The sequence below is a fragment of the Pseudomonas sp. BN102 genome (assembly GCF_029871245.1).
Lineage (GTDB): Bacteria > Pseudomonadota > Gammaproteobacteria > Pseudomonadales > Pseudomonadaceae > Metapseudomonas.
Map to the genome: position 1 here is coordinate 444,373 of NZ_SSON01000075.1, position 19,356 is coordinate 463,728.

Sequence of the window (19,356 nt, forward strand, 5' to 3'; positions counted from 1 at the left end):
TCGATATGGGAGTGACGCAAGGGACCAGTTTAGTGCTCGCTGGTGTAGGAGCAGGATCATTTTTCGCCGCCTGACCCGTGTCCCGACGCTCGGCTCGCGCGGCCTGGGCGTGGCCTTGGTGCCGCGACCATCGGTCCGGCGCCCTTGAGCACAATCCCGAGCCGACCCATATTGGCTGCCATGACCTCGACCCGCCATTCCGTCACTGCCCGGGCGCTGGAAGCCTTCCATCCCGCCGTCGCCGCCTGGTTCCGTGCCACTTTCGTCGCGCCCACGGCGGCCCAGTGTCGCGCCTGGCCGGCGATCCGCGCCGGACACAGCACCCTGGTGGCGGCGCCCACCGGTTCGGGCAAGACGCTCACCGCCTTCCTCTCCGCCATCGACGAGCTGGTGCACGAGGGCCTGGAGCAGGGAGGTCTGCCGGACCGCTGCACGGTGGTCTATGTGTCGCCGCTCAAGGCGCTGTCCAACGACATCCGCATCAACCTGGAGGAGCCCTTGGCGGGCATCCGCGCCGAGCTGGCATGCCAGGGCCTGGCGGATGTGGCCATCCGCACCGCCGTGCGCACCGGCGATACGCCGCAGGCCGAGCGCGACGCCATGCGCAAGCGCCCGCCGCACATACTGGTGACCACGCCCGAATCCCTCTACATCCTCCTCGGCTCCGACTCCGGCCGCGCCATGCTGGCGGGCTGCCGCAGCCTGATAGTCGACGAAATCCACGCCATCGCCGGCAGCAAGCGCGGCAGCCACCTGATGCTCAGCGTCGAACGGCTGGAGGCCCTGTGCGGGTGGCCGTTGCAGCGGATCGGCCTGTCCGCCACCCAGAAGCCCATCGAGCGGGTAGCGCAGTTCCTCATGGGCCAGCGCGAAGAGGGCTGCACCCTGGTGGACGTCGGCTACAGCCGCGAACGCGACCTGGCTCTGGAGGTACCGCCGGTACCCCTGGAAGCGGTGCTGAGCAATGAGGCCTGGGAGAAGGTCTATGACCGCCTGGCCGAACTGGTGGCCGAGCACCGCACCACGCTGGTCTTCGTCAACACCCGGCGGCTGGCCGAGCGCGCCAGTCGCCATCTTTCCGAGCGTCTGGGCGATGTGGCGGTGGCCGCGCACCACGGCAGCATGGCGCGGGACCTGCGCCTGGACGCCGAACAGCGTCTCAAGCGCGGCGAACTCAAGGTGCTGGTGGCCACGGCGTCGCTGGAGCTGGGCATCGATATCGGCGACGTGGAGCTGGTCTGCCAGCTCGGTTCGCCACGCAGCATCGCCGCCTTCCTGCAGCGGGTCGGCCGCTCCGGCCACAGTGTCGGCGGCACGCCCAAGGGGCGGCTGTTTCCGCAGTCGCGGGACGACCTGGTCGAATGCGCGGCGCTGCTGGACAGCGTGCGCCGCGACGAGCTGGACGCCCTGACCATCCCCCATGCGCCCCTGGATGTGCTGGCCCAGCAGATGGTCGCCGAAGTGGCTTGCCAGGAATGGGGCGAGGACGAGCTCTACCGCCTGATGACCCGCGCCATGCCCTACGCTGACCTTGCGCGCGGCCAGTTCGACGCCCTGGTGAAGATGCTTTCCGAGGGCTACAACGGCCGCCAGGGCGTGCGTGGCGCCTACCTCCACCGCGATGCAGTGAATCGCCGCCTGCGTGGCCGGCGCGCGGCGCGGCTGACCGCCATCACCTCCGGCGGGGCCATCCCGGAAACCGCCGACTACGCCGTGCTGCTGGAGCCCCAGGGCATGCCGGTGGGCAGCGTGCACGAGGATTTCGCCGTGGAAAGCCTGGCTGGCGATGTGTTCCAGCTGGGCAATCAGTCCTACCGCATCATCCGCGTGGAGCCTGGGCGGGTGCGGGTGGAGGATGCCCGGGGGCAGCCGCCGAGCATTCCCTTCTGGCTGGGCGAGGCGCCAGGGCGGACGGATGAGTTGTCGGCGGCGGTGGCGAGGCTGAGAGGGGAGGTGGAAGCCTGGCTTGGTGACTCCGAGTCTGCGCGAGCTTCCCTCACCCCCGGCCCCTCTCCCAAGGGGAGAGGGGAGGCAAGCGGAGTCGAGCACGCGGTGACGGAGTTGCACGCAAGCCTCGGCCTGAGCGAGGCGGCAGCGCGGCAGATCGTCGAATACCTGGCGCGGGCAAAGGCAGCGCTGGGAGCGTTGCCGACCCAGCAGCGGCTGGTGATGGAGCGCTTCTTCGACGAATCCGGCGGCATGCAGCTGATCATCCATTCGCCGTTCGGCAGCCGGATCAACCGTGCCTGGGGCCTGGCGCTGCGCAAGCGCTTCTGCCGCAACTTCAACTTCGAGCTGCAGGCGGCGGCCACCGAGGACGCCCTCATCCTCTCCCTCTCCACCAGCCACAGCTTCCCGCTGGACGAGGTCTGGCGCTACCTGCATTCCAACAGCGCCGAGCAGGTGCTGGTCCAGGCCGTGCTGGATGCGCCACTGTTCGGGGTGCGCTGGCGCTGGAACGCCTCCGCCGCCCTGGCCCTGCCGCGCTTCTCCGGCGGGCGCAAGGTGGCGCCGCAGATCCAGCGCATGCGCAGCGAAGACCTGCTCGCCAGCGTATTCCCCGACCAGGTGGCCTGCCAGGAGAACCTGGTGGGCGAGCGCGAGATTCCCGACCACCCGCTGGTGGCCCAGACCCTCGACGATTGCCTGCACGAAGCCATGGACGCCGAGGGTTGGCTAGCGCTGCTGCGGCGCATGGAGCGCGGCGAGGTGGAACTGCTGGCCCGCGACCTGCCGGCGCCCTCTGCCCTGGCGGCGGAAATCCTCGGCGCCCGGCCCTATGCCTTCCTCGACGATGCGCCGCTGGAAGAGCGCCGTACCCAGGCGGTGCAGAGCCGCCGCTGGAGCGACCCGCAATCGGCCGACGACCTCGGCGCCCTGGATGCCGACGCCATCACTGCGGTGGCCGAAGAAGCCTGGCCCGAGGTGCGCGATGCCGACGAGATGCACGAAGCGCTGCTGGCCCTGGCCTGCATCACCCAGGCCGAAGCCGAGGCCAACAGCGGCTGGGCCGACTGGCTCAAGCAACTGGCCAAGGCGAGGCGGGCGGGCTGCCTGCACCTGGAAGGCAAGCCGGCCCTGTGGCTGGCGGCCGAGCGCCTGGAGCTGTTCCGCGTGCTTTATCCCCAGGCGGCGCTGAAGCCGGCCATTGCCGCGCCCGAGGGATTCAGCGGGCCCAGGCAGGCCGAGGCCGCCCTTGTGGACGTGCTGCGCGCCCGGCTGGGCGGCTTCGGCCCCTTGCCCCTGGCGCGGCTGGCCGCCGACCTGCGTCAGACGCCATCCGCCCTGGCCTTAGCCCTGGCCAGCCTGGAGCGCGAAGGCCAGGTGCTCCGCGGCCGCTTCAGCCCCGGTGCGCGGGACGAGGAATGGTGCGAGCGGCACCTGCTGGCGCGCATCCACCGCTATACGGTCAAGCGCCTACGCCGCGAAATCGAACCGGTGGAGCGGGCCGATTTCATGCGCTTCCTGTTCGACTGGCAACGCGTGGCACCCAGAGCCCAGGTGCGCGGTGCCGAGGCCCTGGCCGGGGTGCTCGGGCAGCTGGAAGGCTTCGAGGCCGCAGCGGGTGCCTGGGAAAGCGAGATACTGCCGAGCCGGGTGGCCGACTATGGCATCAACTGGCTGGATGACCTGTGCCGCGCCGGCCGGGTGGTCTGGTGCCGCCTCGGCGGGCGCGGCAAGGCAGTGGTGGGACCGGTGCGCGGCACGCCCATTTTGCTGCTGCCGCGCAAGAGCCTGGGCCTCTGGCGCGCCTGCCTGCAGGACGCGCCAGCGGCGGAGCCGTCCGCCCGTGCCGAACGGGTGCGCCAGGTGCTGGCCAGCCAGGGAGCGTTGTTCTTCGACGAACTGATGGACGAGGCCCACCTGCTGCGCAGCGAGCTGGAGGACTGCCTCGGCGAACTGGTGGCCCTGGGCCTGTGCAATGCCGACAGCTTCGCCGGCCTGCGTTCCCTGCTGCTGCCGGCGGCCCGGCGCAGCCGCCACGACCGCCGCGCGCGACTGGCCCTGGCCAATATGCAGGACGCTGGGCGATGGGCGCTGCTGCGCGGCAAGGCCGAGGAAGGGCAGGGCAAGGTGCCGGCCGAAGCCCTGGAGCATGTGGCGCGCACCTTGCTGCGTCGCTATGGGGTGGTCGGCTGGCGCCTGCTGGAGCGCGAGGCGAACTGGCTACCGCCCTGGCGCGACCTGCTGCGGGTCTACCACCGCCTGGAGGCGCGTGGCGAGATACGCGGCGGACGCTTCGTGGCCGGAGTTTCCGGTGAACAGTTCGCCCTGCCGGAAGCCGTGGGCCTGCTCCGGGAGGTGCGCAAGCGGCCGCCGGACAGCAGTCTGATCAGTCTCTCCGCCTGCGACCCGCTGAACCTGCTGGGCACCCTGCTGAGCGGTGCCAAGGTGCCGGCGCTGGCGGGCAACCGCCTGCTTTATCGGGACGGGGTGCCGGTGGCGACCCTGGTGGCGGGCAAGGTGGCGTTGCTGCAGGAAGTCGATGCGGCTACCGCCAACGAATGGCGCGCGGCGCTGATCCGCCAGCCGGCGGCCACGCCGCTCGGGCAGCAGTCGAGACGGGCGCGCATGCCCTTGTAGGATGGACCGGTGTAGGGGCGAATTCATTCGCCAAGGGCGGCGCAGCTGCCCCCTATGACTTGGCAAGGGCAGACCTCCGGCCTGCTTGGCGAATAAATTCGCCCCCACAGAAAAAGCGTATACCTGCGTCTGGGGCCGGTCTAACCACTTGAAATAGCTCGAAATTGATTCAATCCCGGCAAAGCCGCGCGATATCTGGCCCCTGGCCATCGCCCGACAGCTTATCCACAGCTTCATCCACTACCTTTGTGGGTAACCGTTCGTCAGGCTTCGCCGGACTTATCCACAGACAGAAGCGGGGCGAGGAGAGCGCACATGCTGCGCCAGTGGGAGCCTTCCCAGTACAGGCGTTGGCAGGCATCGCAGCTGAGGAAGCGCGAGTAGAGCGCGCCGATGCGCGGCGGCAGGCGCGGGCGGGCGAGTTCCGCGTCGATTTCCCGCAAGGGGCGGTTGCAGTGCAGGCAGCGGCTGAAGGGGCGGGCGCTGCGGGCCAGGTCCAGGCGCTCGAAGAGTTCGCGCAGCTGCAGGGCTGGTTTCAGGGCATGCACGTAGCAGCCGTGGCTGATGATGCGGCGCTTGAGCAACTCGCGGTCGCGGGTCAGCACGATGCGCCCCTCGTGGGCGGCGATCTCGGCGATCTCGCCATCCTCGAAACAGTTGTCGTAGAGGGTGTCGAAGCCGCTCATGCGCAGCAGGCTGGCCAGCCCGCCGAGGTGGGCGTCGGCGACGAAGCGCAAAACGCGCAAGGGCTGGGCACGCACCTTCAGCAGGGGGCTGATGTCCAGGGTCTCGAACTTGGGATAGACGGCCAGGCGGTCGCCGTCGAGGATCAAGCGGTCGAAGCCCACCGACTCGCCATTGAGCAGCACCAGTTCCACTTCCGTATGGGGCACGCCCAGGGCCTCGATCATGTGTTTGACCGTGGCCGCCCGCGCACAGGCGCAGGTGAAGGCTTGCCGACGCCGTTCAGCCGGCAGGAAGTCGTTGAGCTCCTCATAGAAGCGGAAGGTTGCGCTGGCCATGCAGGACAGTATGGCAGCCCGCAGGCGCGCCCTCCCGATGGAGGGCGCGCGAGCGGTCATTTCGGCTGGGCGACTACCCGCAGGTAAGGCTTGAGGGTCTTGTAGCCCTGGGGATATTTCTTCTGCGCGTCCTCGTCCGACACCGAGGTGGGGATGATCACGTCGTCGCCCGGCCGCCAGTTCACCGGTGTCGCCACCGTGTGCTTGGCGTTCAGCTGTAGCGAGTCCAGCAGACGCAGCACCTCGTCGAAGTTGCGCCCCGCGCTCATCGGGTAGACCAGCATGGCCTTGACCTTCTTGTCCGGGCCGACGATGAACACCGAGCGTACTGTGGCGTTGTCCACGGCGGTGCGCGGACCGGCGCTGGCGTTGGGATGGATCATGTCGTAAAGCTTGGCCACGGTGAGGTTTTCGTCACCGATCATCGGGTAATTCACCGCATAGCCCTGGGTTTCCTCGATATCGCCGACCCACTTGCGGTGGTCGCTGACCGGGTCGACGGAAAGGCCCACCACCTTGGTATTGCGCTTGTCGAATTCGGGCTTGAGCTTGGCCATGTAGCCCAGTTCGGTGGTGCAGACCGGGGTGAAGTCCTTCGGGTGGGAGAACAGGATGGCCCACTGGTCGCCGATCCACTGGTGGAAATTGATAGTGCCTTCGGTGGTTTCGGCCGTGAAATCCGGGGCCTCGTCGCCAATACGTATTGCCATGTTCGACCTCCTATCTGGTGGCTGGGGAAAAGCCGTCGCTGCGGCAGCCGATTTAGCAGGCCGGGCGGGCGCCTCGGACCTGTCGGGGCTAACAGTATAGGTCTCCCTCCCGCGCCTGCCCGGACGGCGCTGGATCAGTGGTCATGCGGCGGGGCTGGGGGACTGCTATTCCTACCCAGAAGAGGGCATCGGACGGGGCAATGTCTCCGTGACCGGGACTGCCCGGGTCGCCAACCGGCCGCATGGGCCCGGGCAGCGACGGGAGGTGTCGAATGGTCAAGCATGAAAACGGGCGGGCCGACCGCTCCCCTGCCGAGGTGTATGAGGCATTCTTCGTTCCGGCCCTGTTCCAGCAGTGGGGCGCGCGGGTGGCTGCCGAGGCCGGCATCACTTCCGGCCAGCGGGTGCTCGATGTGGCCTGTGGTACCGGGGTGTTGGCGTGTGCTGCGGCCGAGCGTGCCGGACCCGAGGCCGAGGTGGTGGGGCTCGATGCCAATGCGGAGATGCTCGCCGTGGCCCGGCGCAAATCGGCGTCCATCGAGTGGCTGGAAGGGCGGGCCGAAGCCCTGCCGTTTCCTGACGCGAGTTTCGATGCAGTCGTGAGCCAGTTCGGTTTCATGTTCTTCGACGACCGGCCAGCGGCCCTTCGGGAAATGTGCCGTGTGCTGCGGCCCGGCGGGAACCTCGCCATCGCCGTGTGCGACGGGCTCGAGCACTCGCCCGGCTACGCCGCTCTCGCCAAGCTGTTGCAGCGGCTATTCGGCGACCAGGTGGCCAATGCGTTCCGCGCACCTTTCGTGCTCGGCGACGAGCGATTGTTGCTGGCGCTCTGCAGCGAGGCGGGTATCACCGATGCCAAGGTCATGCGGCACGAGGGAACGGTGCGATTTCCCTCCATCGACGCCTTGATCTCCACCGAGCGAGCCTGCGTGTGGACCCTTGGCGGCATGCTCGACGAAGGGCAGTTCGCGTGGTTGCGGCAGGAAGCGGAGCCGGCGCTGCGAGGTTTTGCCGCAACCGATGGCTCGGTCGCTTTCGCCATGCCGGCTCTCGTCATTACTGCCCACAAGGGCGACAGCGCGGAGTGCGGCTGGGTTGCCTGAACACCAGATGGGGCCCGCATCGGGCCGGGAGATTCAATGTGCGGAAGGCAGATCTGGCGAGGGGGCGGCCACTCTCCAGATGATGGTTTCCGAAGCGGCGGCCGCCATCCAGCAACCTGAACAGGAGCTAGAGAATGGCTACGTACATCACGCTTGCCAACTTCACCGACCAGGGCATCCGGTCCGTCAAGGATTCCCCAGAGCGCTTCCTGGCCTTCAAGGCCATGGCCGAGCAGCTCGGTGTTTCGGTCAAGGCGGCCTATTGGACCGTGGGCAACTACGACATCGTGCTGGTCGTCGAAGGGACCGACGAAGCTGCGACCACGCTGCTGCTGAAAGTCGGCATGCTGGGCAACGTCAGGACCCAGACGCTGCGCGGATACTCGGAGCAGGAGTTCCGGGGCATCGTGGGCAAACTGTCGTAACGCGCGGTAGATCGCTATCCAGGGCGGTGCCAGGCAAGGGATGCCCGGCACCGGCCTGTTCCCGTCAGCCCGCAGCCACTTTCAGCAGGTACTGGCTGGTGGGCAGTACATCGATCCTGTCGAAGTCGATGAAGCGGTTGCAGCTGTCCATCATCGCCGCCAGGTTCTTCTGGAACTTCGCCTCGTCGCCCACCGCATCGAAGAAGGCCATGGGATCGGTCATGGCGGCCGGCGGGAAGGCTTCCTCGACTATGGCATCCAGCGGCGTGGCGCCGTGGGTCAGGGCGCGCACCACCAGGTTCTGCACGTAGAGGAAGTTGTCCTGGGTGTCGATGGCCACCCGGGTGTGGTGATTGCGCCAGATATCCAGCCAGGCCTCCCGGGTCAGGCGCGGCGGGCAGCTGAGGAAGGCGATCTGCGAAAAGCCGTGGGTACGCTGGCCGGGGTGGGCCGGGAAGCGGGTATTGCGAATGGCTACCGATTCGCACACCAGATAGGCCGCCTGGCGGCTCGAGACCTCGGTGAGCACAGCGTCGAACGGGCGGCGGGACTCGGTGTTGGCGCTGTCGACCCAGAGGGACAGGGTGGCGTCCGGCAGCGGCCGGTTGTTCTCCTGGCGCAGGCCGGCGGCGGGGGCCACATCGGCATCCGCCAGGTTCAACTGCAGGCCTCGGGCGCCCAGGGCGAAGAGACGCTCAGCAACTGCGCCGCGCAGGTGTTCGGCGAAGGCGTCGAGGCTGTACTCTGGGGCGCGCCACAGGGTGTAGATGATCTTTTCCACGGCAAGGTCCCTCATTGGGCAGTGAAGATGGCCGGTATTCGGCCGGGCAGGCAGACCATGCCGTGCGGCGCCCGGCCATGCATCGTCCGGGCGGACTAGCGGATGAGCGGCCGGTGCCCTGGCGGTGGCGGTGCTAGCGTTAGAGGAGGGGGAGGTGCCGGCCATAGGCAGCGCCATGCCCTTACGGCAGGGCCGCCCGGTCTTTCGCCGCCCACAACTTTCCAGTTCCGAGTCGGTGCCGCCTGGTGCCGCCGGCGGGCGTGCGGCCTAGCCCCAACCTATAAACCCGCACGGAGGTGATTGCCATGGCCCGTACAACCCCCATCAGCCATTACCGCAACATCGGCATAGTGGCCCACGTGGATGCCGGCAAGACCACCACCACCGAACGGGTTCTCTACTACACCGGGGTCAACCACAAGATGGGCGAGGTGCACGACGGCGCCGCGACCATGGACTGGATGGTCCAGGAGCAGGAGCGCGGCATCACCATCACCTCGGCGGCTACCACCGCCTTCTGGACCGGCTCGCGCAAGCAGCTGGAGAAATTCCGCATCAACATCATCGACACCCCCGGCCACGTCGACTTCACCATCGAGGTCGAGCGCTCCCTGCGCGTGCTCGACGGCGCAGTGGTGGTGTTCAGCGGCGCCGACGGCGTGGAGCCGCAGTCCGAGACCGTCTGGCGCCAGGCCGACAAGTACCATGTGCCGCGCATTGCCTACGTGAACAAGATGGATCGCGCCGGCGCTGACTTCCTGCGCGTTGTGGAGCAGATCAAGAAGCGCCTCGGCCATACCCCGGTGCCCATCCAGCTGCCCATCGGCCAGGAGGAGAACTTCCACGGCCAGATCGACCTGATCCGCATGAAGGCCATCTACTGGAACGACACCGACCAGGGTGCCAATCCCCGCGAGGAGGACATCCCCGCCGAACTGCTGGACCAGGCCCGGCACTGGCGCAACGTGATGCTGGAGGTCGCGGCCGAGGCCAATGAAGAGCTGATGACCAAATACCTCGACGAGGGCGACCTCTCCGAGGACGAGATCAAGACCGGCCTGCGCATCCGCACCCTGTCCTGCGAAGTGGTGCCGGCGGTGTGCGGCTCTTCCTTCAAGAACAAGGGCGTGCCGCTGGTGCTCGACTCGGTGGTCGAGCTGCTGCCGGCGCCGACCGAGATCCCCTCCATCCGCGGCACCCACCCGGACCACCCGGAGAAGGAAGACGAACGCCACGCCGACGACAGCGAACCTTTCTCGGCCCTGGCCTTCAAGATCGCCACCGACCCCTTCGTCGGCACCTTGACCTTCATTCGCGTCTACTCCGGGGTACTGAACTCCGGCGATGCTGTGCTCAACTCGGTGAAAGGCAAGAAGGAACGGGTCGGCCGCATGGTGCAGATGCACGCCAACCACCGCGCCGAGATCAAGGAAGTACGCGCCGGCGACATCGCCGCGCTGATCGGCATGAAGGACGTCACCACCGGCGATACCCTGTGCGACCTCAACAAGCCTATCGTGCTGGAACGCATGGACTTCCCCGAGCCGGTGATCTCCATCGCCGTCGAACCCAAGACCAAGGCCGACCAGGAAAAGATGGGGATCGCGCTGGCCAAGCTGGCCCAGGAAGACCCGTCCTTCCGGGTCAAGACGGACGAGGAAACCGGCCAGACCATCATTTCCGGCATGGGCGAGTTGCACCTGGACATCATCGTCGACCGCATGAAGCGCGAGTTCAGCGTCGAGGCCAACACCGGCAAGCCGCAGGTGGCCTACCGCGAAGCCATTCGCAAGACCTGCGAGATCGAGGGCAAGTTCGTCCGCCAGTCTGGCGGCCGCGGCCAGTACGGCCACTGCTGGATTCGCTTCGCCCCGGCGGACGAAGGCGAGGAAGGCCTGGCGTTCGTCAATGAAGTGGTCGGCGGCGCCATTCCCCGCGAGTTCATCCCGGCCATCCAGAAGGGCGTCGAGGAGCAGATGAAGAACGGCGTGATCGCCGGCTATCCACTGCTGGGCCTGAAGGCTGCGGTGTTCGACGGCTCGTTCCACGACGTGGATTCCAGCGAGATGGCCTTCAAGATCGCCGCCTCCATGGCCACCAAGCAGCTGTCGCAGAAGGGCGGTGCGGTGCTGCTGGAGCCGGTGATGAAACTGGAAGTGGTGACGCCCGAGGAATACATGGGCGACATCATGGGCGACCTCAACCGCCGCCGTGGCCTGATCCACGGCATGGAGGACGGTCTGTCCGGCAAGATCATTCGCGCCGAAGTACCCCTCGGCGAGATGTTCGGCTACGCCACCGACGTGCGCTCCATGTCCCAGGGCCGCGCCAGCTTCTCCATGGAGTTTGCCCGCTACGCCGAGGCCCCGGCGAGCATTGCCGACGCCATCGTCAAGAGGTCGGGTTGAGCGGTTGACCGGTTCCTTTGTAGGGGCGAATTCATTCGCCAAGCAGGCCGAAGGCCTGCCCTGCAAGGTCGAAAGTGGGCCGCTGCGCGGCCCTTGGCGAATGAATTCGCTCCTACAACATGAAGCCGTTCCCAGTGCAGTAGGTGGTCCGTGCAGGAACCGCAGAGATGGACGACAAGCGAATCCTACCTGTCGAACAACGAAGACTGACTGCCGACCTGGTGGCACGGGTCGAACGATTCGAGCCCGATCCCGGACCGGAGCCAGGGACCCACGAACATACCGAGGCGGAGTTCGACGCCATGGTGGAATCCCTGCTGCGGGAATACACGCCAAGGGAACTTTGGGTCTTCGCCTACGGCTCGCTGATCTGGAACCCTGAGTTCGAGGTGATCGAAAGCCTGCGCGCCACCGCCCACGGATGGCACCGCTCGTTCTGCCTCAAGCTCACGCGTTGGCGCGGCACCCGCGAACTGCCGGCGCTGATGCTGGCGCTGGACCGGGGCGGAAGCTGCAAGGGTGTGCTCTACAGGCTGCCGGCCCAGGACCATTTCAAGCAGCTGGGCCAATTGTTGATGCGGGAAATCGACGCGAACCCGCCCACCAATATCCCGCGCTGGATTCCGGTGAAGACAGCGGCCGGCGTCGTCAGGGCCCTGGCCTTCGTCGCCGCGCGTGAAGGCAACGCCTATGCGGGAAAGTTGCCGCCGGAAAGCGTCGCCCATGTCCTGGCCCGTGCGGCCGGCCACTGGGGATCGGCCGCCCAGTACCTGTATCGGACCGTGACCATGCTGGAGGAGCACGGCATCCGCGATCGCAACCTGTGGCGTATCCAGGGCTTGGTGGCGCGCGAGATCGAGGACTACCTGTCGGGTGGTGGATGATCCTGTTGTTTCTGTAGAGGCGAATGAATTCGCCCCTACAGGAAAAGCCAGCCCACGGTCGTGCCGTCCCAAAAGAAAAACGGGCCGTAGGGCCCGTTTTTCATTCCACACTCCCGCTGCTCAGGTCAGTCCGTTCTGTTTGCGGAAGTGGGGAATCACGTGTTCGCCGATGTTCTTCAGGGTCTCCAGCTGGGCCCACTGCGGTACAGTGCCCATCTGGCAGATGAAGAGGATCTCGTCGGCGCCGGCGTCGATCAGGCGCTGCACGTAGCCGATGCAGTCGTTCACGGTGCCGTAGGCATGGTTGGGGTTCATCATCGCCATGGTCGGGTCGGAGAAGTCCACCTTGACCTCCTCGGAGGCGAAGCGCGACTTGATCACCGCCTGGCCGTTGCCATCGACGAAGGTGTCGTCCTTCCACTTCTCCGGGTCCGGGCGCTCGCCGCCGGCGTACCAGTAAGCCAGGGACTCCATGAAGTAGCGCTGGCCGCGGATGCCGATATGGCGGGCCTTCTCGTTGTCGTCGAGGACGATGGCCGGGCACAGCGCGGCGATATGGCGGTTGGGGCGGAAGCCCACTTGGTTCTTCTCGTCACGGTTGTCCCAGGCCTCGTGGTACATGGCGACCTTCTTGGCGATTTCCTCGGGGCCGCCGAAGCCCAGCACCAGGGCGCCCATGCCGCGGCCGCCGGCGTTCTTCAGCGACTCGGTGTTGGTGCAGGCCAGGTACATCGGCGGGTGCGGGTCCTGGTAGGGCTTGGGATGGATGGGGCGCTTGGGAATCTTCACGAAGTCGCCGTTATGTTCGATCTCGTCCTGCACGAACATCTTCGGGATCAGGTACATGGCTTCGTCGATCTGCGGCTGCAGGGTGGCCAGGTCGTAGCCGAAGGTGCCGGCCTCCTGCTGGGTACCGCCCTTGCCCACGCCGAAGTGCACGCGGCCCTTGGACAGCAGATCGAGGGTAGCGATGCGCTCGGCCACCTTCACCGGGTGGTTCATCGCCGGCGGCAGGCAGACCACGCCATGGCCGATGCCGATGCGCTCGGTCTTGCCGGCGACGAAGGCGAGCATGGTTTCCGGAGCGGACATGTGCGAGTAGTTGGTCAGCGCGGTGTGTTCCACGCACCAGAAGTTGTCGAAGCCGAGCTTGTCGGCGAGCACGGCCTGCTCGACGGTTTCGTCGAAGATGCGACGGTCGCCTTCGCGGCTGCTGTCGATCGTCTGTGCCTCGTAGATCAGGGAGAATTTCATGCGCTTGGCCCTTGTTGTTCTTGGTTCAGTCGACCCGTAATTCCGGGCCTTGGGCGCATGGTGTGGGATCGGAGAAGAGCCGGAATCCTCCAAAAAGACTAGTCATCTTGATCCGCCGGAAAGCACGACGCCCGCGCAGGGCGGGCGTCTCGGGAGGCCATATGGTTTTCGTAGGGTGGACATCGCTTTTCATGTCCACCATCGGTGTTGATCCCATCGCCGATGGTGGATCGGTGAAGCGTGATCCGCCCTACGTCACCGGGGCCGGCAAGGTGCTCAGAGGAAGTAATCGGTGCTGTCCAGCCCCATGCTCACTCCGCCCAGGTTAAGCGCGTACTTGCCCGGACAGTTGGCCACGTGGGCGCGGCCGGTGTGGATATCGCGGAAGGCACGGTTGATGCCGTGTTTGCGGAAGATGGTGGAGGCGCCGCTGTTGTACATCAGGGCTTCCACCGCCTGGGCGCACTTGTCCGGGACAATGGCCGAGTCGTAGCGCATCTTCACCCGCTCGGACATGGTCAGCGCCTCGCCGGCATTGGCGCGCTGCATCATCAGCTCGAAATTGCGCAGCAGCACCGTGCGGCATTCGTCCACCGTGACCATGGCATTGGCCAGGGCGGTCTGGGCGCCGGGGTCCTGGATGATCTTGCGACCGTCGTTGACGCCCACGCGGCCCTTGTTGGCCTCGATGAACAGGTCGATGGCACCCTGCAAGGCGCCGATGGTGGACGAGGACACAGCGCGGACGAAGATCTGGCCGAACGGCAAGCGGAACAGCGGTGCGGTGTTCACCGCATTGCCGGGGCTGTTCTGCATGAAGCCGTCGATGGAGCGGTGGGTGCGGTACTCGGGCACGAACACGTCTTCCACCAGCACGTCGTGGGAGCCGGTGGCCTCAAGGCCCATCACATCCCAGTTGTCGATGATGCTGTAGTCGTGGCGGGGTACCAGGAAGGTGCGGTAGTCCGGGCCGTCGCCTTCCTTCTCCGGCGGCACCATGGCGCCGAGGAAGGCCCATTGGCAGTGCTTGCTGCCGGAGGAGAAGCCCCAGCGGCCACTCAGGCGGAAGCCGCCGTCGACGCGGGTCACCTTGCCTACCGGCATATAGGAAGAGGAGATCAGCACGCTCGAGTCCTGGCCCCAGACATCCTGCGCGGCGCGGTCGTCGAACAGTGCCAGCTGCCAATTGTGGATGGCCACCACGCCCAGCACCCAGGCCGAGGACATGCAGCCTTCGGCGAGGGTCATCTGCACCTCGAAGAAGTCCTTGGGCTCCAGCTCGTAACCCTCCCAGCGTGCCGGCTGGAGGATGCGGAAGAAGCCCGCCTCCTGGAAGTCGCGGATGGTCTCCTCGGCCAGCAGGCCGTTCTTCGCGGCCAGCGGCGCGCGCTCGCGCAGCACCGGCACCAGCTCGCGGGCTCGTTGTTTCAGGCGTTGGCGGATCAGGTCGTGGTCGAGCATCTTGTTGTTCTCCTGTTGAAGGCTTTTCCACCTATCGCCGCGCATTCAAACAACGGGCAATGGCGCGAGCATCCTCCAAACGGACCATATGGCGAGGGCGGAGATGGGAATCGGCACGGCCTGATTTTTGTGGGGGCGAATTCATTCGCGAATGGCAGCGCAGCTGCCACCTGCAAGGCCGCAGGGCAGGCCTGCGGCCTGCATAGCGAATGAATTCGCCCCCACAGGAAAAGCGGCCCTGGCCAAGGCGATCAAACTAGTCCCCTCGGACGATGTTGACCCCGCCGCCCTGGCGAAGAATCGGCAGCACTTGAGAACAACAAGAGGGCAGTGCGATGAGCCAGGCCGATCTGAAAGGCGAAATGCTCCAGGCGATGCGTCGTCTGGCCAAGTCCGTGACCATCATCACCACCAGCAACGGCGAAGAACGTTTCGCCATGTCCGCCACGGCGGTGGATTCGCTCTCCACCGAGCCGCCGTCCCTGCTGATCTGCGTGAACCGCACCGCGTCCCTGCACGCCGTGCTGGATGCCGGGGCGGACTTCTGCGTGAACATCCTCGGCCTGGAACAGGAAGAGCTGTCTCACCTGTGCAGCGGCCCGGTGAAGGGTGAGGCGCGCTTCCAGCGTGGCGACTGGCGCAACAGTTCCGGCGGCATTCCCTACCTGGGCGATGCCCAGTCGGCCATCCTCTGCCAGCAGGACGGCAAGTTCAGCTACGGCACCCATACCGTCTTCATCGGCCGCATCGTCGAGATTCACAACAGCGCCGAAATCAGCCCGCTGGTCTATCTCGACGGGACCTATACCACCACCGCCTCATCCCTGGCCGTGGCCGGCTGAGGACTCGCGATGACGGCGATGCAGCAGCATCCGGATGCACCTCTGCGGGTGGCGGATCCCGGGCAGGTGAAGTGGGATGACAGCGCTGACCTGCTGGTGGTCGGTTTCGGCGGCGCGGGCGTATGCGCGGCCCTGGAGGCGCGTGGCCAAGGTACCTCGGTGCTGGCGCTGGAGCGCTTCGCCGGAGGCGGCGCCACCGCGCGCAGTGGCGGCGTGGTCTATGCCGGCGGCGGTACGCCGCAGCAGGCCGCTGCCGGCGTCGAGGATTCGCCCCAGGCCATGTTCGACTACCTGCGCCAGGAGGTCGGTGACGCCGTTTCCGCGGACACCTTGCGGGACTTCTGCGTACGCAGCCGGGATCAGTTGGCCTGGCTGCAGCGCCAGGGGGCCGGTTTCGAGGGCAGCGTGCCGCCGGTGAAAACCTCCTACCCGAGCGACCAGTACTTCCTCTACTACTCCGGCAACGAGGCCGTGCCGAGCTACGCCCGTCAGGCGCGGCCGGCGCCCCGTGGACACCGGGCCCTGGGCAAGGGCATGTCCGGCTACAACTTCTACGCGCCGCTCAAGTCCAGCGCCCTGGGGCAGGGCGTGCGCCTGCGCACCCAGTGCGAAGTACGCCGCCTGGTGCTGGACGCCTCTGGCCGAGTAATCGGCGTCGAGGCATGGGAACTCCCGACCGGTAGCCGGGCGGCGAAGCGCCATGCGCGCCTGGCTCGCTGGACCGATGCGCTGCATCCCTATTCGCCGCCCCTGGCCGAGCGCCTGCGCCGCAAGGTGCGCGAGCTGGAGCTGGCCCATGCCGAGCGGCGCCTGATCCGTGCGAATCACGGTGTCCTGCTCAGTGCGGGCGGATTCGTCTTCAACCAGGCGATGCTGACCGTACACGCGCCGCGCTATCTCGGTGGACTGCCGCTGGGCACCAGCGGCTGCGACGGCGCCGGCATCCGCCTGGGCAACAGCGCCGGGGGCGCCATGGGCCGGATGGATAGGGCCAGCGCCTGGCGTTTCATCAATCCGCCGCTGGCCTGGGCCCGTGGCGTGATAGTCAATGCCGCCGGGCAGCGTTACTGCAATGAAGAGGTTTATGGCGCCAAGCTCGGCCACGCCATGGTGGAAGAACAGGGTGGCCGGGCCATCCTGATCATCAACCGGGCCCTGTACAAGGACGCCTTTGCGCAGATCGGGCCGGGCAAGGTCTGGTCCTTCCAGCGACTGCCGGCGCTGCTCAACCTGCTGTTCAACGCGCGCCGCGGCAAGACCCTCAGTCAGCTCGCCGAGCGCACCGGCCTGCCGCGTGCGGCGCTGGAGCAGACCCTGGTGGCCTACAACGCGGCGGCCCGTGGCGAGCGCGAAGATGCCTGGGGCAAGTCCGCCGGTTTCCTCGCGTCCCTGGAACAGGGGCCCTGGTATGCGCTGGACCTGTCTTTCGACAGCGCGCTCTACCCCTGTCCGGTCATCACCCTGGGCGGCCTGCGTGTCTGCGAGGGCAGCGGCCAGGTGCTGGGTGAGGACCGGCAGCCGGTGCCTGGCCTCTACAGCGCCGGTCGCAATGCGGTGGGCGTCGCTTCCAACTTCTACGTGTCCGGCCTGTCCCTGGCCGATTGTGTCTACTCCGGGCGTCGTGTCGGCGCCCATGTGGCCGGCCTGGTCCGCGCCGCCAAGTCTTCCCAAGGAGAACAACAATGAAACGAGTCGAAGGCAAGGTTTGCATCGTCACCGGCGCCGCCAGTGGTGCGGGGCGCGACGATGCGCTGCTGCTGGCCAGCGAAGGGGCCAAAGTGGTGCTCACCGACCTCAACGACGAGGCCGGTCGCCAGGTGGCTGCGGAGATCGGTGCGAACGCTGTGTTCGTCCGTCAGGACATTTCCAGCGAAGCCGACTGGCAGAATGTCATCAAGGTCACCCTGGAAACCTTCGGTCGCCTTGATGTGCTGGTGAACAACGCCGGCATCCTGGCCCTGGCCAGCATCGAGGACACCAGCCTGGAGCTCTGGCAGAAGATCCAGCGGGTCAACAGCGACGGCTACTTCCTCGGCTGCAAGCACGCCATCGCGGCGATGAAGGACAGCGGCGGCGGCTCCATCATCAACATGTCCTCGGTAGCCGCCCTGGGTGGCATGCCGGCCTTCTGCGCTTACTCCGCCTCCAAGGGCGCGGTGGCCGCCCTGACCCGCTCCGTCGCGCTGCACTGCAAGCAGCAGGGCTACCGCATCCGTTGCAACAGCGTGCACCCGGACGGCATCAACACGCCGATGACCCAGCCGCTGACGGGCCTCCAGAACGTGCCGCAGGACGTGCTGGACCAGGACCCGAAGAACCGCATGTGCTCCCCGCGCGACATCGCCAACCTGGTGCTCTTCCTCGCCTCGGACGAGTCGCGCTTTATCAACGGCAGCGAGCTGCGCATCGACAATGCGCAGACCATCAGCGGCCTGATTTGATCCGGAGATGGACATGGGCAGCGCGCAGCCAATCGTGATCGAAAACCAGCAGTCCGGCGCCATCCAGCTGGAAGTGGCCGAGGTGATCGCCGAAACCCACGACAGCCGTTCCGTCGTGCTACGGGTTCCGGCGGGGCTGGAGGAGCGCTTCCGCTACAAGGCGGGGCAGTTCCTCAGCTTCCGCGTAATGGTCGGCGGCAAGCGGCTGACGCGCTGCTATTCCATGTCCAGTTCGCCGGACTGCGACACCCTGCCGAAGGTCACCATCAAGCGGGTGGACGGTGGCCGGGTGTCCAACTGGTTCAATGAACAGGTACGTGCTGGTGACCTGCTGGAAGTCCTGCCGCCGGCTGGACATTTCCATCTGCGCACCGGCGAGCATGACCTGGTGCTGTTCGGTGGCGGCTCGGGGATCACCCCGGTGTTCTCCATCCTCAAGTCGGCGCTGAAGACCAGCCGGCGCCGCATCAAACTGGTGTACGCCAACCGCGACGAGTCTTCGGTGATCTTCCGCGATGAGCTGAAGGCCCTGGCCAAGGCTCACGTCGACCAGTTGGAAGTGATCCATGTACTGGATTCGGTGCAGGGCTTCCTTACTGAGGGCGAGGTACGCCAGCTGGTGCGTGGCCACGCCGGCGCGGAGTTCTACATCTGCGGGCCGGGACCCTTCATGGATACCGTGGAGCGGGCTCTGCTGGCAGCGGGCGAGGACATGGATCGCATCCATGTGGAGCGCTTCGTGTCGCCGCCCGATCCGGATGCCGTGGTGGAAGACGCACCGTCGCCGGCTAGCGCCGTGCTGGAGCAGTTGCTGGTGGAACTGGATGGCCAGCTCAGCGAGGTGTCTACCCAGCCTGGCGAGACGCTGCTGCAGAGCATGCGCAACGCCGGCCTCGATGCGCCCTACTCCTGCGAGGAGGGCTTCTGCGGCGCCTGCATGTGCAAGGTGGAGGAGGGCGAGGTGGTCCTTTCCCGCAACGATATTCTCAGCCCCGCCGAACTGGCCGAAGGCTGGACCCTGGCATGCCAGGGCCGCCCGGGCAGCGCGCGGCTGAAGCTGAGGTTCCCGGAGTGACAGCCGGGTCCTGCCGCCCTGACGGGAGGTATTGAGCGTGTATGTCTGTGCCTTTATGCCCGGCTTTGGCCGGGCATTTTTTTTGCCCGGGCTAGCAGGATGAAGCCGATCCCGGAATTGGTGCGCACAGCGCACCCTACGGCCCAGCTTTGTAGCGTGTAGGGTGGAAGTCGCTTTTCACTTCCACCGGCGGTGTTTCCGGTGGGCGCCGGTGGTGGATCGGTAAAGCGTGATCCACCCTACGGCCGCTATGCGGCTTTCGCGATTGAAATCGCTCCCGCAATGAGCCTGGGCGTAGTCTCAATGGACGATCAACAGGCTAACCCACCGGGGTTAGACTGCGGCGCAGGCTCCACTCCCATTAGA

Annotated in this window: 14 protein-coding genes; 9 read left to right on the forward strand and 5 right to left on the reverse strand. The window is 66.6% G+C overall.

The features are described 5' to 3' along the window. The first annotated feature begins 180 nt into the window (after positions 1-180). Positions 181-4,584 carry a DEAD/DEAH box helicase gene (locus tag E8F12_RS23330; RefSeq protein ID WP_280327543.1) on the forward strand — a complete coding sequence of 1,468 codons (4,404 nt, stop codon included), beginning with the start codon at positions 181-183 and terminating at the stop codon, positions 4,582-4,584. A gap of 263 nt (positions 4,585-4,847) precedes the next feature. On the opposite strand, the gene E8F12_RS23335 is transcribed toward E8F12_RS23330, so the two are convergent. After that, entirely contained in the window at positions 4,848-5,606 is a 759-nt protein-coding gene (locus tag E8F12_RS23335) for a Mut7-C RNAse domain-containing protein (protein ID WP_280327544.1), read from the reverse strand. 56 nt (positions 5,607-5,662) lie between these two features. Continuing rightward, positions 5,663-6,316 (reverse strand): peroxiredoxin, encoded by a 654-nt coding sequence (locus tag E8F12_RS23340; RefSeq protein ID WP_280327545.1) that lies wholly within the window; start codon positions 6,314-6,316, stop codon positions 5,663-5,665. A gap of 272 nt (positions 6,317-6,588) precedes the next feature. On the opposite strand from E8F12_RS23340, the gene E8F12_RS23345 reads away from it, so the two are divergent. After that, entirely contained in the window at positions 6,589-7,419 is an 831-nt protein-coding gene (locus tag E8F12_RS23345; RefSeq protein ID WP_280327546.1) for a methyltransferase domain-containing protein, read from the forward strand. A gap of 134 nt (positions 7,420-7,553) precedes the next feature. Then, positions 7,554-7,844, forward strand: a complete 291-nt coding sequence (locus tag E8F12_RS23350; protein WP_280327547.1) for a GYD domain-containing protein — start codon at positions 7,554-7,556, stop codon at positions 7,842-7,844. A gap of 64 nt (positions 7,845-7,908) precedes the next feature. Here the strand turns inward: E8F12_RS23350 and E8F12_RS23355 are convergent, their stop codons facing one another. Next, complete coding sequence (locus E8F12_RS23355) at positions 7,909-8,625, reverse strand: EthD domain-containing protein (protein WP_280327548.1); 717 nt, start codon at positions 8,623-8,625, stop codon at positions 7,909-7,911. Between the two features lie 305 nt (positions 8,626-8,930). On the opposite strand from E8F12_RS23355, the gene fusA reads away from it, so the two are divergent. Further along, positions 8,931-11,033 carry an elongation factor G gene (gene fusA, locus E8F12_RS23360; protein ID WP_280327549.1) on the forward strand — a complete coding sequence of 701 codons (2,103 nt, stop codon included), beginning with the start codon at positions 8,931-8,933 and terminating at the stop codon, positions 11,031-11,033. 167 nt (positions 11,034-11,200) lie between these two features. Continuing rightward, entirely contained in the window at positions 11,201-11,917 is a 717-nt protein-coding gene (locus E8F12_RS23365) for a gamma-glutamylcyclotransferase (protein WP_280327550.1), read from the forward strand. A gap of 120 nt (positions 11,918-12,037) precedes the next feature. Here E8F12_RS23365 and E8F12_RS23370 read toward each other — a convergent pair whose 3' ends face one another. Together E8F12_RS23370 and E8F12_RS23375 are read right to left on the reverse strand one after the other, a co-directional pair. Then, the gene (locus E8F12_RS23370) at positions 12,038-13,171 is read right to left on the reverse strand and encodes an LLM class flavin-dependent oxidoreductase (protein ID WP_280327551.1); all 1,134 of its coding nucleotides are present in this window, start codon (positions 13,169-13,171) and stop codon (positions 12,038-12,040) included. A 276-nt stretch (positions 13,172-13,447) separates the two neighbouring features. Further along, positions 13,448-14,632 carry a flavin-dependent monooxygenase gene (locus E8F12_RS23375; protein ID WP_280327552.1) on the reverse strand — a complete coding sequence of 395 codons (1,185 nt, stop codon included), beginning with the start codon at positions 14,630-14,632 and terminating at the stop codon, positions 13,448-13,450. A gap of 335 nt (positions 14,633-14,967) precedes the next feature. Here E8F12_RS23375 and E8F12_RS23380 point away from each other — a divergent pair, with 335 nt between their 5' ends. Genes E8F12_RS23380 through E8F12_RS23395 form a run of 4 tightly spaced genes read left to right on the forward strand, consistent with a single transcriptional unit; the run spans position 14,968 to position 18,990 of the window. Next, the gene (locus tag E8F12_RS23380; protein ID WP_280327553.1) at positions 14,968-15,474 is read left to right on the forward strand and encodes a flavin reductase family protein; all 507 of its coding nucleotides are present in this window, start codon (positions 14,968-14,970) and stop codon (positions 15,472-15,474) included. Between the two features lie 9 nt (positions 15,475-15,483). Beyond that, positions 15,484-17,160 (forward strand): FAD-binding protein, encoded by a 1,677-nt coding sequence (locus tag E8F12_RS23385; protein WP_280327554.1) that lies wholly within the window; start codon positions 15,484-15,486, stop codon positions 17,158-17,160. Further along, positions 17,157-17,915: a glucose 1-dehydrogenase gene (locus tag E8F12_RS23390; RefSeq protein WP_280327555.1), complete on the forward strand. Its 759-nt coding sequence runs from the start codon at positions 17,157-17,159 to the stop codon at positions 17,913-17,915. Before E8F12_RS23385 ends, E8F12_RS23390 begins: the two co-directional genes overlap by 4 nt. A gap of 13 nt (positions 17,916-17,928) precedes the next feature. Further along, on the forward strand, positions 17,929-18,990 hold the full coding sequence (locus E8F12_RS23395; protein ID WP_280327556.1) for a ferredoxin--NADP reductase: 1,062 nt from the start codon (positions 17,929-17,931) through the stop codon (positions 18,988-18,990). Positions 18,991-19,356: the final 366 nt, after the last annotated feature.